The organism is Ureibacillus endophyticus (assembly GCF_024159215.1).
Taxonomy (GTDB): domain Bacteria; phylum Bacillota; class Bacilli; order Bacillales_A; family Planococcaceae; genus Ureibacillus; species Ureibacillus endophyticus.
Window position 1 is genome coordinate 398,133 of sequence record NZ_JAMYWW010000001.1, and the last position, 13,663, is coordinate 411,795.

At 35.4% G+C, this 13,663-nt stretch carries 12 protein-coding genes; 9 read left to right on the forward strand and 3 right to left on the reverse strand.

The window, feature by feature from the left end; translation table 11 throughout:
- Positions 1-25: 25 nt before the first annotated feature.
- On the reverse strand, positions 26-1,399 hold the full coding sequence (locus NKR20_RS01960; RefSeq protein ID WP_253423125.1) for an MATE family efflux transporter: 1,374 nt from the start codon (positions 1,397-1,399) through the stop codon (positions 26-28).
- Positions 1,400-1,534: 135 nt separating this feature from the next.
- Between NKR20_RS01960 and NKR20_RS01965 the strand changes: the two genes are divergently transcribed.
- The 3 genes from NKR20_RS01965 (at position 1,535) to NKR20_RS01975 (ending at position 3,912) form a co-directional block, all read left to right on the forward strand.
- Positions 1,535-2,053 (forward strand): hypothetical protein, encoded by a 519-nt coding sequence (locus NKR20_RS01965; protein ID WP_121215085.1) that lies wholly within the window; start codon positions 1,535-1,537, stop codon positions 2,051-2,053.
- A 57-nt stretch (positions 2,054-2,110) separates the two neighbouring features.
- Positions 2,111-3,565, forward strand: a complete 1,455-nt coding sequence (locus tag NKR20_RS01970) for a protein adenylyltransferase SelO (protein ID WP_253423128.1) — start codon at positions 2,111-2,113, stop codon at positions 3,563-3,565.
- 77 nt (positions 3,566-3,642) lie between these two features.
- Positions 3,643-3,912, forward strand: a complete 270-nt coding sequence (locus tag NKR20_RS01975) for a DUF1292 domain-containing protein (protein ID WP_253423131.1) — start codon at positions 3,643-3,645, stop codon at positions 3,910-3,912.
- Positions 3,913-4,115: 203 nt separating this feature from the next.
- Here NKR20_RS01975 and NKR20_RS01980 read toward each other — a convergent pair whose 3' ends face one another.
- Positions 4,116-4,931 (reverse strand): ZIP family metal transporter, encoded by an 816-nt coding sequence (locus NKR20_RS01980; RefSeq protein ID WP_253423134.1) that lies wholly within the window; start codon positions 4,929-4,931, stop codon positions 4,116-4,118.
- 253 nt (positions 4,932-5,184) lie between these two features.
- Between NKR20_RS01980 and NKR20_RS01985 the strand changes: the two genes are divergently transcribed.
- The 5 genes from NKR20_RS01985 to NKR20_RS02005 all read left to right on the forward strand — a co-directional run bounded on the left by NKR20_RS01985 (position 5,185) and on the right by NKR20_RS02005 (position 9,090).
- Positions 5,185-5,652, forward strand: a complete 468-nt coding sequence (locus NKR20_RS01985; RefSeq protein WP_253423137.1) for a hypothetical protein — start codon at positions 5,185-5,187, stop codon at positions 5,650-5,652.
- 123 nt (positions 5,653-5,775) lie between these two features.
- Entirely contained in the window at positions 5,776-6,396 is a 621-nt protein-coding gene (locus tag NKR20_RS01990; RefSeq protein ID WP_253423140.1) for a YdhK family protein, read from the forward strand.
- A 204-nt stretch (positions 6,397-6,600) separates the two neighbouring features.
- The gene (locus tag NKR20_RS01995) at positions 6,601-7,797 is read left to right on the forward strand and encodes an aminotransferase-like domain-containing protein (protein WP_121215077.1); all 1,197 of its coding nucleotides are present in this window, start codon (positions 6,601-6,603) and stop codon (positions 7,795-7,797) included.
- Positions 7,798-7,905: 108 nt separating this feature from the next.
- Entirely contained in the window at positions 7,906-8,595 is a 690-nt protein-coding gene (locus tag NKR20_RS02000; RefSeq protein ID WP_253423142.1) for a hypothetical protein, read from the forward strand.
- Between the two features lie 15 nt (positions 8,596-8,610).
- The gene (locus tag NKR20_RS02005) at positions 8,611-9,090 is read left to right on the forward strand and encodes a hypothetical protein (protein ID WP_253423144.1); all 480 of its coding nucleotides are present in this window, start codon (positions 8,611-8,613) and stop codon (positions 9,088-9,090) included.
- 301 nt (positions 9,091-9,391) lie between these two features.
- Here the strand turns inward: NKR20_RS02005 and NKR20_RS02010 are convergent, their stop codons facing one another.
- A complete protein-coding gene (locus NKR20_RS02010; protein WP_121215073.1) occupies positions 9,392-11,584 on the reverse strand; it encodes a DNA topoisomerase III in 2,193 nt (730 codons plus the stop codon).
- Between the two features lie 342 nt (positions 11,585-11,926).
- On the opposite strand from NKR20_RS02010, the gene NKR20_RS02015 reads away from it, so the two are divergent.
- A complete protein-coding gene (locus tag NKR20_RS02015; protein ID WP_245987578.1) occupies positions 11,927-13,564 on the forward strand; it encodes a Na/Pi cotransporter family protein in 1,638 nt (545 codons plus the stop codon).
- Positions 13,565-13,663: the final 99 nt, after the last annotated feature.

Genomic DNA, 13,663 nt, shown 5'->3' on the forward strand with positions numbered 1-13,663 from the left:
AATGAGCAGGTTAAATATAACCCACTCATTTTACAAGTTCTTCTTCTTTAGGTGTCACTAGAGCAAATCGTTCCCATTTACGACTTTTCCATCTAAATAATACAATGATTGCACGAGTCCATTCATCGGCAGCAATAGCTAGCCAAACACCAGCCAAACCGAGATCAAGTACAAATACGAGTAAGTAGCCTAATGGTAGACTCATACAAACCATTGATAGAAAGCCAATTTTCACTGGGAAACGGGCATCACCTGCAGCACGTAATGTATTAATAATTGTAATATTAAAGGTTCTTCCTGTTTCAAGTAGCAAACTTAATAATAGAACAGAAGCTCCTATTTTGATGACTTCAGGATTATCGGTAAACAGTTTCATTAAGGATTCCCTGAAAATTGTAACAACTAATGCGATGGTTACAGTAAAAATAAGAGCTGCTTTCACACTAAACCATAACTGTTTATATGCTGCATCTTTCTCTCCTGCGCCAACAAAACGTCCTACAATAATTGCTGTCCCCATCCCAATTGCTATAGCAAACAAATAAGTAAACATAGAAATATTATTTGCATATTGTCGAGCAGCAAGGGATTCGGCTCCAAGATATGTTACATAATATAAGAAAACAATCTGACATACTTGATATAATATTTGCTCTAAAGCACTTGGCAAGCCGATATAAAGAATTTTACGAACATATTCCTTTGATAGAGTAAAATAATATTTTATCTCTACATTTACCTCTAAAGCCTGATATAAAAGCCAGAAGAAAACAAACATCGCTATTAAACGGCTCACAATAGATGATATAGCAGCACCTTGTACACCAAGTTCTGGCGCACCAAAATTACCGAAGATTAAAATGTAGTTCCCAACAACGTGAAGTACATTCATTCCGAGGGAAACATACATGGTTTGTTTCGTCCAACCGTGAACGCGAATAATTGCTGCTAAAGAGTTGATAATGGCTTGTAGGAAGATTCCACCGCCAACAATAATTAAATAACTTTGTGCATAGTGCAATACATCGCCTTGTAGATTCATCATGACCATTAACTGATTGGATGACAAAATAAAAATGACCGACATAAAAAGTCCGACACAGAGATTTAATGTTATTGCTAAAGCCGATATTTTAGCTGCTTCTAAATAACGGCGGGAGCCTAGATATTGGGAAACAACAATGGCAGCCCCATTTCCCACCACTTCTAATATGAGAATAGCAATATGGATATATTGATTAGCTGTACCTACACCAGATACGGCATTATCGGATACGGCACTCAACATAAAAGTATCGGCTAGTCCCATTAACATAAATAAAAAAACCTCTAGGAATATCGGCCAAGTTAAATGGAATAAACTTAGCTTCTCCTTAGGGTGTTGAATTTTATCACTCATGATGTTCCTCTTCCTTCTATTTACAATAAGAAATTATATTATCATAGTAATAGATATTTGTCTTATAGAATAATTGAAAAATCAGGATGAAACTTCCAAATTAAATTTTCGTTATGACAATGAAGGGAGATTTGTATGACATTATTTTTTCTTATAGGATTAATTTTTATTGCATTGATTTTATTTTTTAGAACATCACTTTTTTATTTAGTTAGTGAGAATAGTAGGTTTGTACGTTCATTACAAAATGCTAAGTGGTTTCAAAATGTATGGCTAGCTGGATTGTTTTTATTTTTAATAAATACAATCTTGTTTGGTTTTACGGGTTTGGTACTGTATATACTAACGTTATTTACCTTTCCATATATTCATTTTATTGTAATGATTTTTGCAGTAGTTGTGAGTATATTGTTTTGGATGGTTGTAAATAAAGCTTGTAGAGAAAATCGATTAAAAATAGCTGCAATTGGAAGTAGCTTTTATCTTCTGTTAACATTAATTATTCTGTATTTTTATGTTAATATTGAGCCTTTTTATCCTGGAGAAGACACTTTTATGCGAGCATTGGGGTTATCACTAGCAATGATGGTTACTTTTGTTGCGTGGATTAGTTGCTTTGTAATTACAGGATTGTCGAATAAAACTCAAGTATAATTCAAAAGGTGGGGCAGAAAATAAATAGAAACGTTTAGAAGAGAAGGGGATTAATAAATGGGAATAGGTTGGAACTTTGATAATAGTTATGCTCGGTTGCCGAATGACTTTTATGCTGAAATAGAATTAAATCCTGTTCGTGCACCAAAGCTAGTAAAGCTAAATAAATCCCTTGCAAAAGATCTTGGGTTGGATGTTGAAGAATTACAAAGTGATAAAGCAATCGCAATCTTAGCTGGAAATACTGCTCCGGAAGGCTCAAAACCAATTGCACAAGCCTATGCAGGACATCAATTTGGGCATTTTACAATGTTAGGAGATGGTCGAGCGGTACTTCTTGGCGAACAAATTACACCAAAAGAAGAGCGCTTTGATATCCAACTAAAAGGCTCAGGTCGTACCCCTTTTTCTCGTGGAGGGGATGGCCGTGCTGCACTTGGACCAATGTTGCGCGAATACATTATAAGTGAAGCGATGCATGCATTAGGGATCCCAACAACTCGAAGTTTAGCTGTAGTAACTACGGGTGAGAGCATTATCCGAGAAACTGAGCTTCCAGGGGCAGTTTTAACACGAGTAGCCTCAAGTCATCTTCGTGTAGGGACGTTCCAATATGCCGCAAACATGGGGTCATTTGAAAATTTAGAAGTATTGGCTCATTATGCGATTATTCGTCATTACGAGTTTATTCCAAACAGTGAAACTCGTTATTTGCGGTTATTAGAGGAAGTCATTAAACGCCAAGCAGATTTAATCGCAAAATGGCAGCTCGTTGGATTTATCCATGGTGTGATGAACACGGATAACATGACCATTAGTGGAGAAACGATTGATTATGGACCTTGTGCATTTATGGATACGTATGATCCGAAAACTGTATTTAGTTCCATCGATCGTCATGGACGTTATGCTTATGAAAATCAACCTGTTATTGGTGGTTGGAACTTAGCACGATTTGCCGAATCACTCATCCCATTAATTCATGAAGATCCGGAACAAGGAATAGAACTTGCACAAAATGAAATATCTAAATATATGCCGTTATATGAAGAAAGCTATCAAGAAGGTATGCGATCAAAACTAGGATTATTTAATGAAGAAGAACAGGATAAAGAATTAATCAATGAATTATTAGACCTTATGCATAAACATCGCGCGGACTATACCAATACTTTCCGTGGGTTAACAATAGGGGATATGACAGATACACCTTTATCAAACAAGGAAGAGTTTAAAAATTGGCATGAAAAGTGGCAAGCAAGACTCTCTAGACAAGAACAAACAAAAGATGAAATAACACAACTAATGGAAAGTTGGAATCCAGTAGTCATTCCACGTAATCACCGTGTTGAAGAAGCGTTAGAAGCTGCTGTTAATGGGGATTATAGTGTGATGGAAAAGCTGTTGAAAGTACTTGCGAATCCATACGACTATACTTCGGAACTGGCAAAGGAATATTGTTCATTGCCAGCACCATCGAACTTACCATATCGAACTTTTTGTGGAACATAAATTCTTTTGTATGAACTTTTAATTAAATGGCTATACAAGATGTTGGCGTTCAAAAATAGGTTGAAGGAGAAGTACTAATGGAAAAAATACAAGTAGGCGAAATTTTTACAATTACAGATGAAAACGATGAAGAGTTAGAAGTAGAGGTCCTTGCCGGAATTAATATAGAGGGCACAGATTATGTTGCCGTGAGCTTTGTTGAAGATTTACAAGAAGAAACAGAAGAAGATATAGATGTATTCTTCCTAAAACTTGATGATGATGGTGACTTCAGCGCAATTGATAGTGACGAAGAATTTGAAAAAGTTTCAAATGCCTTTGATGAGATTATGAAAGAAGAGGAATAAGATAGAACGTAAAGCCCTGTCAGAAATGGATAGGGCATTTTATTTAATATAGGAAAGCGGCCATAATTCTTAAAATAGCGCTCATAAACAGGGTAAAACCGCCCTTAAACTTTGAAAAAGCGCCCATAAATCCTAAAAAACCGCTCATATATCCCCGAAAAACGAACAAAAGCGCCTCCCATCCACTACAGGGAGACGCTTTTTTAGCCAAGTGCCACATCTAAAATCATCATAATTGTAAATCCGACCATCAAACTCATTACAGCTAAATCTTTATTGCCTTCTTCCTGAGAACTTGGGATAACTTCTTCCGCTACAACGAAAATCATAGCTCCTGCCGCAAATGCTAATGCAAAGGGTAGAAGCGGCTCAATAAATGCAACAGCTAAAAATCCAATTATTGCTGAAATCGGTTCAACCATTCCTGAAAACTGTCCAAAGATAAAGCTTTTTTTCCGAGAATAACCGTCCCTGAGTAGTGGCATTGAGACAGCTGCACCTTCTGGAATATTTTGAATGCCTATACCAATTGCTAACGCTAATGCACCAGCAAGAGATGCAGATGGAGAGCCAATAGCAAAAGCACCAAAGGAAACCCCAATGGCTAAACCTTCTGGAATGTTATGTAATGTTATGGCTAATACGAGTAATGTACTTCGTTTTCTCTCTTTAGGTCGTATGCCTTCTGCTGAATTCATAGGTGCATTCGGATGAAGATGGGGAAGTAATTTATCAACCGCAAAAAGAAAAGCTCCACCCATTAAAAAACCTACAGCTACTTGAGCCCATGACGGAATTCGTCCTCCTTCAGCCATTTCCAGAGCTGGAGATAACAGAGACCAGAAGCTCGCTGCTATCATTACCCCTCCAGCAAAACCTAACATCGCATCTAGGTACTTTTGATTAAATGTTTTAGTAGTAAAGACTAAAGCAGCTCCAAGTGCAGTCATTCCCCAAGTGAAAAGTGTGGCAATAATAACTTGATAAATGGGCTTAAGCTCTAATACAAAATCAAGCATTGAATCCACCCTTTAAAATTTTATTTTATACAGAATATAAAGCTTTAGTAAGAATATGTCAAAGTGTAATGAAATTCATTACTTTAACAATATTGTTTATACTAACTTCGAAGGCGGTGAGTTAGTGAACCGAATCTCCACAAAGATAACCATATGTTTTTATATCGTAGTTTTCTTTATAGAGATAATTCTGATGTTTTATTTATATCAAAATATACTTCATACAAGGTTGCAGGAAGAATTCGATCGGCTAATGGCAAATGGAAAAAATTATCGTGATGTTCTAGTAGAAAATTACTCGCAACTAACGATTCATCATATTGTCATGATGGAGAAAAATGAAAATCGAAATGTCATCATTACAGATAAAGATGGAAATATTATTGATCATTCGGAACATATCAAATTGCTAGAAGATAAACTTTCCATAGTAAATAACCAAAAAATTGATATGGACAAGATTATTATTAACGAATGGAAAGACTCTCCTTATATTGCAAGTGCACATCCATATGATATTGATGAAAATACTAATGGATATGTTGTAATGTTTCAAAGTACTAAAGATTTACTACAAATGGTTAAGGGTATGAATTTACATTTTGCCATTGCAGGAGTTACGAGTTCAATTGTTCTTTTAATTGTCTATGCAATTTTATCGAAAATCATAACTAAGCCATTTATTCGTATAAAAGATGCACAGATAACCGATGGAGACTAGAGGTGCTATTTAAAATAAAATAGCATCTCTTTACATTTATTATGGCCAAAAATCGAAACGCATGCATAGAAAGACATCAATAGCAAATGCTTAAATAAAGAAATATGTTCAAGGAGGATAACAATGAATTTTAAAATATGGCTACTTTCTATTTCCTTTGTTTCTGCACTATTCCTATCAGCATGTTCAACAAATGATACGACTAAAGATGATGAAAACGGAGCAGAAGTAACAAATAACATGGCAGATACGGATAAACAAGTTGGTGAAGAAGAACATGAAAGTGAGAATACGGATAATTTTAATAAAACAGGTTTAGTTGTACCACAAAAATTAAAGGAAAGTGAGAATCCTAAATATCCAGTTGGAAGTAAAGCATTTGTTCATGCTAGCCATACGTCTGGAATGGAAGGAGCAGAAGCAACGATTAAAGCTGCTTACGACACAATTGTTTATTCTGTATCGTATACTCCAACAAACGGTGATGAGTTTGAGGAAAATCATAAATGGTTTGTTGAAGGAGAAATTACTGGAATTGATGAGGAAGAGTTGGATGTAGGTTCAGAAGTAATTATTGATGCTGATCATATGCCAGGGATGAAAGGTGCACAAGGAACAATTGATACGGTAGAAGAAACTACAGTATATGTTGTCGATTATACAAATTCCCTTGGAGAAACAGTTGAAAATCACTTATGGTTAAAAGAAAGCGAATTAGTACCTGAATTAGAAGATGTTAAATAATTTAATTTATCCAACTAGTTTTTTAAGCTAGTTGGATTTTTTTATTAGCTAGTATTTGCGAAATTTTTCTACACTCTAATGTGAGACCATATTGGTGCTAAAAAAATACCCTTTGAAATTGTTGAAATAGTCTGATAAAATCGAGTAACACTGAATTTCGATGTTGATCGATTCAGCGACTATTTTATAAAAGAGGGAAAAATCATGAAATACTCTGACAAAATTTTAAACACTCCATCATCATTCATTCGAAATATACTAAAGGTGACAGATGCACCTGACGTCATTTCGTTTGCAGGAGGTTTACCAAATCCAATTTCTTTCCCGATTGATGAAATGCAAAAATCGATTAATCACGCAATTGAAGAAAATGGTGCAAAATTATTCCAATATTCTACTACTGAAGGGTACTTACCTTTACGTCAATATATCGCAACAAAATATAACAAAAGCTTCGGGCTAGATATCGCTCCAGAAGATATTTTAATTACAACGGGTTCACAGCAAGCACTGGAATTAATTTCAAAGGTACTCCTTAATAAAGGAGATGGTGTTGTAATGGAGGAACCAGGTTATTTAGGTGCCATTCAAGCCTTCACTTTATCAGAACCAACCTTCTACACAGTTCAATTAGAAGATGACGGATTAAATGTTGAGCAATTAAGACACACATTAGAATCAAACCCAAACATTAAATTTATTTATGTGGTTCCTAACTTCCATAACCCAACAGGTATTACATATTCAAAGGAAAAAAGAGAAGCAATTTACAATGTTGTGAAGGACTTTGATGTGGTGCTAATTGAAGACGATCCATATGGTGAGTTACGTTGGAGCGGAGAAAAGTTACCATATATCGGTGCAGGTCGCTTAGAAAACTCTGTGGTCCTTGGTTCATTTTCTAAAATTGTTACACCTGGTATGCGACTTGGATTTGTTATCACAAAAAATAAAGAATTAATGCATCATATTAACACAGCAAAACAAGCAACAGATTTACACACAAATATCTTTTCGCAAATTGTTGTCCATGATTATTTAGTAAATAATGATTTAGATGCACATGTTGCGAAAATTATTAAATTATACCAAGAACAAGCGAATACAATGCTAAATGCAATGGCAAAATACTTCCCGTCATCAATCAAATATACAAAACCTGAGGGCGGTATGTTCATTTGGGTAACATTAGAAGAAGGAACATCGGCATTAGATTTCTTTAACAAAGCAATGGAAGAAAAAGTTGCTTTTGTGCCTGGTGATCCATTCTACACTGGAAAATCAAATGTAAACACTTTACGTTTAAACTATACAAATTCATCACCAGAAATTATCGAAGAAGGCATTAAACGACTTGGGAAAATCTTATATGCCATTTCTTCTGAAAAACAAACAGTATAAATTTAATTTGCAGGCATCGTCTATTGAAGGCGATGCCTATTTTTTATGGAAAAAATACGAAACCTTTTGATTAAAAAACCTACTAATGAGAGAAAGGGGGATATTTATTTGTGGAAATGGCTTGGAATTCTTTTTAGCATCATTATGATTATAACGGGTTGTCAACAAGACCCCATGAAGCAAATCCTTACAGAAACTCACACTGAGATTGATTGGGTGGATTTTATCAAATGGGATGGAGAAGAATACTTAGGTGTTCATACGGGAGTACTTTCAAATGAATCATTTGTAGATGTAAAAATTGGTGAAGTGCAATTTAAAGTAGCAGATAATGTGTCCAATCCATCCTATCGATTAAAGGATGGGGATGCGGCTTTTCATGAACCAGGTACAGAACTTTTCTCCATTAAGGGTGAAAAGAAATTAATGGCAGTGAAGTCACCTTATTCAATTAATGGCTATCAGCTTTACTACTTAAATGATGGGGAAGGCTATAAATGGAATTTTAAAGATTTGCCATTAGAGTTAGTGAATAAAGTTGAAATTTACTTGGATAATACTCTTGTTAATGAAATAGATGATATTAAATCGTTTTTAGAGATATTGAGAAAGGGTACACTTCAAACGACTTTTCAACCTAATACAAACTACCAAGATCCAATCTATTATGAAATGGTGTTTTATGCTGAGGGACCAGTAGCGCATCAATATACGTTGTTCTTTGATGGAGAAACATATTATTGGCACCCATGGGATACGGAGATGTTATCAGATGAAATAGGTGCTTTTTTAAAATAAGATGGGAGCTATAAGATGAGGAATAAATTATTACTAATAGTAGGTGTTCTGTTTTTCTTGATAGGTTGTACAGAAAATGAAAATGAGATTACGTTACCTGATGGAATTCCTGATTTTGTTAAAGAAAGTGATTTTAGTTCCATCGATTGGGAGAAAAAGGCCGTTCCCTTTGGAGATAGAGGGATTGTAGGCAATGAAAACAAATCAGGAGTAATTGGGGCAGAAATGCCAAGCTTAAATGGTCAAAAATGGATGTGGCATTTATGGGATGTAGACAATCTAGGGGAGTTAACAGTTGTTGGGTATCATCGAGAAAGTAATAAAGTCCATCAAATTTTAACAACAGGTTGGTCAACACAACTTGGTGGAGGAAATAATGGAGCAGATGCACATGCCCCATCTTCAGTAAAAATACCAGAAAAAGGTGAGTGGGCGATCTTGCTTTATGTGGATGAACAACTTTTCGATATATTGGTGTTTGATATAAAAGAATAAGCTGGGGCAAATAACCCCAGCCTTTATATTGAATAATAAAGAGTTAATTGAGTTTAATGCTGTAATGCTACAGTTAACTGATTCCTCAGTTTGATGCGTCTGCGATTACTCGACGCAGATAAAAACCTTGTCTCTAAACCCGTGAGAGACAAGGTTTATTTTTGCTCCTGCGCTACGTGGTTGCTCGTCGCAGAAAAGATAAAATAAAAGCTAATCGAATTTAAGACCCTTTAAGGCTTCAGCAAGTGCATTATTTACAGTTTTGTGCGTCTGCGATTACTCGACGCAGAAAAGATAGAATTTAGTTATCAAATTTCAGACCCTTTAAGGCTTCAGCAAGAGCATTATTTACAGGTTCTTCTTGTTTTTGCTGCTTCAAGTATTTTTGTACGGTGCGTTTGTCTACTTTGCCGCCGCCTTCTTTTTTGCGTCTTGCTTCGAAGGCAGATAGTTTTTCACGGTAGCCACATTTACATACGAAAATTTGACCTTCGCCTTCACCTCGAAGCTCAAGTTTTTTCTTACATTGAGGACAACGGGCATTCGTGATGCGTGAGACATTTTTACGATGTCCACATTCTCGATCTTGGCAAACGAGCATTTTTCCTTTTTTCCCGTTCACTTCAAGCATTGGTTTTCCACAATCCGGGCAAGATTTTGTGGAAATGTTGTCGTGCTTATATTTTTTATCGCTCGATTTAATTTCTGAAACAATTTCCTTTGTATAGTTTTTCATTTCAGAAATGAACGTTTCTTTTTTCAGTTTCCCTTTTGCGATTTGTTCCAGCTTCATTTCCCATTCCGCCGTTAGAGCAGGGGACTTCAATTCTTCTGGTACTAAGTCTAATAATTGTCGTCCTTTCGATGTGATATAAATTTCTTTTCCACCGCGTTTTTCAATTAAGAAAGAGTTGAATAGTTTATCAATAATATCAGCACGAGTTGCTACTGTACCTAAGCCACCTGTAGATTTTAAAGTTTCCGCTAGTTGCTTGTTGTTCGTTTCCATAAATTTTGTTGGATTTTCCATAGCCGATAACAACGTAGCTTCTGTAAATCGAGCAGGAGGTTTTGTTTGGCCTGATGTTTGTGCAATTAGTTTAATGTTTAATGTTTGCCCTTTTTCAATGCGCGGTAGAATTTGTTCCTTTAAATCATCACTTGCATCATCATCTTCATAACGATTTTCGTAAACTTCTCTCCAACCACTAGATAAAATCGTTTTTCCACGAGCAATGAACGTCTCGTTCTCAATTTTTGCACGTAATGTTAATTGTTCATATTCAAAAGCAGGGAACAGTACCGCTAAGAAACGTTTTACAACTAAGTCATAAATTTTACGTTCTTTATCAGAAAAGCTTGAGTAGTTTACATAGCCTTCTGTTGGGATAATTGCGTGATGATCACTTACTTTGCTATCGTCAACAAAGGATTTATTCGCTTTAATCGGTTTTGTTAAAATCTTGTTTGCCAATTGACGATATTCACCAATACCACATGCTTTTAGTCGTTCTGGAATTGTAGAAACGATATCACTTGAAAGGAATCGGGAATCTGTACGTGGATACGTTAACACTTTATGTTGTTCGTATAACTTTTGCATAATGTTTAATGTTTCTTTTGCAGAGTAGCCAAATAGTTTATTGGCATCACGTTGTAACTCTGTTAAATCGTATAATCCTGGTGAAAATGACTTTTTCGCTTTTCGTTCAATTTCGTTCACGATTGCATTTTGACGACCAAGTTTATTCACGATTTTATCGATTTTTTCTTTATTAAAGCTTCGTGTATTCCCATTTTCATCTTGCCAAGTAAGTTTTAAGTTGTCAGTTGTTTGTGCTTCAATTCCGTAATAAGATTGAGGTTTAAAATTTTTTATTTCATCTTCTCGTGCAGCGATGATTGCTACTGTCGGAGTTTGTACACGACCACAGTTTAACTGTGCATTAAAACGTGTTGTTAAAGCACGTGTTGCATTGAGACCGATATACCAATCAGCTTCAGAACGTGCAACTGCGGAAGCATATAAGTGTTCGTAATTTTTCCCGGGTTTTAAATTTTTAAAACCATCTTTGATAGCCTTATCTGTTACCGATGATATCCATAAGCGTTTAATAGGTTTACGTACTTTAGATTTTTCAATAATCCAGCGTGCAACAAGCTCACCTTCACGACCTGCATCTGTTGCAATGATAATTTCATTCACATCTCCACGAAGTAATTGAGATTTCACCGCATTAAATTGCTTACCCGATTGTTTAATAACGGTTAATTTCAAACGTTCCGGTAACATGGGTAAGTCTTCGAGGTTCCAAGTTTTATATTTCACATCGTAACTTTCAGGGTCTGCTAATGTAACTAAGTGACCTAATGCCCAAGTAACGATATATTGATCGCCTTCTAGAAAGCCGTTTCCTTTTTTCGTACATTTTAAAACTCGAGCGATATCTCTAGCTACAGATGGTTTTTCAGCTAAAACTAAGCTTTTTGCCATAATAAACATCCTTTCTCATATCCATACGATTAAATATAGCACACGTTTAATATAGATTCAGTTTATTCCTAATGATGGGAGAACTTTTTAAAATACTATCAATAATTTAATGATATTTTGGAATACTGATTATGTTCTTATTTAGCTACTTCTATGGGAAAATTACCATAACCTTTAAGTATATTCCTTTTATATTGTTTCAATATCTAAATTTTGAACATTTTATTAAGCCATTGTAAATGTAGTGTAAATGTTATGTTTCAAGTTTGTAAGCTTATTTACATTATTTTTGTGTTTATGAATAATAGGGTTCGAGACAATCGAAAGGGTGAAAAATACAAGATGGATTGGCAATCGATGTTATTTGAATTCCTAGGGGGATTAGGATTATTCCTCTTTGCAATAAAATATATGGGGGATGGCTTACAAAAAGCTGCAGGTGATAGACTTCGGGAGCTTATAGATAGATTTACGACAAATCCTTTAATGGGGGTTCTTGTCGGCATTGTTGTTACGGTTTTAATTCAATCAAGTTCAGGTACCACGGTTATTGTAGTGGGGCTAGTAAGTGCAGGATTTATGACACTACGCCAAGCGATAGGTGTTATTATGGGGGCCAATATTGGTACTACGGTAACAGCATTTATCATTGGATTAGACGTAGGTGCTTATTCCTATCCAATAATGATGTTAGGTGCAATTTTACTATTTTTCTTTAAGAAAAGTTCAATTCAAAATATAGGACAAATTGTTTTTGGCTTTGCAGGACTGTTTATCGGTTTAGAAATGATGGGCGATGGGATGAAACCATTACGCGAATGGGATGCATTTATCGACTTGACTGTAAGTTTTAGTGATCATCCTATACTAGGAGTAGTTGCAGGTACGATTTTCACAGTAATCGTTCAATCCTCATCAGCAACGGTCGGGATTTTACAAGAATTATATGCAGGTCAACTGATAGAATTAGATGGTGCTTTGCCGGTATTATTTGGAGACAATATTGGGACAACGATAACAGCAATATTAGCGGCATTAGCAGCATCTGTAACAGCTCGTCGTGCAGCGGCAGCACACGTTATTTTTAACTTAATCGGGTCAATTATATTCTTACTCATATTACCACTGTTTGTAAATTACGTTGAGTGGATAAGTGGAATATTGAATATAGAAGAACGTATGCAAATTGCTTTTGCCCACGGTACATTTAACGTAATTAACACGTTAATACAACTTCCTTTCGTAGGGGTGATTGCGTATATCGTTACAAAAATTGTACCAGGTGAAGATCGAGCAATTGAGTTTGGTGCTAAACATTTAGATAAATCGTTAATTGAACAATCTCCATCAATCGCTTTAGGACAAGCAAAACAGGAAATTGTTCGTATGGGTGAATTTGCGGTAAATGGTTTACAAGAATCAATGAATTTTTTACTAACAAGCGATACAAAACATGTGGGGATGACGGTTCAGTTGGAAGATGCAATTAACAACTTAGACCGAGTAACGACAGAATATTTAGTTCAATTATCAAAAGAAGCATTATCGAGAATTGATTCAAGATTACATCACTCTTTATTGGAAAACATTCGTGATATTGAACGAATTGGAGATCATTTCGAAAACTTGGTAGAGTTAATTCAAGCTCGTGAATCGAATCGTGTAAAATTTAGTGATGAAGCAATGGCTGAGTTGAAAGAAATGTACGAGTTAGTACTTGATACAGTAAGTGAAGCAATTTTAGCTTTAGATAAACAGAGCAAAGACTTTGCAAGAGAAGTATTAAGTAAAGAAGATCGAATTGATGAACTAGAGCGGGTATTACGTAAACGTCATATTTACCGTTTAAACAAAGGAGAATGTTCTGGTTCAGCAGGGATACTTTATGCGGATATCATTAGTAATTTAGAACGTATTGGTGACCATGCAGTAAATATTGCAGAGTCCATAATAGATGAAAATCCATATCTGACTACGTAACAGGTTAGGGCTGTCCTTTTTAGGGCAGCTTTTTTAATGCTCTGAACAAAATAAATTGAAAATTCAAAACAAAATTGTTGTAAAAAATAAGTAAAATAT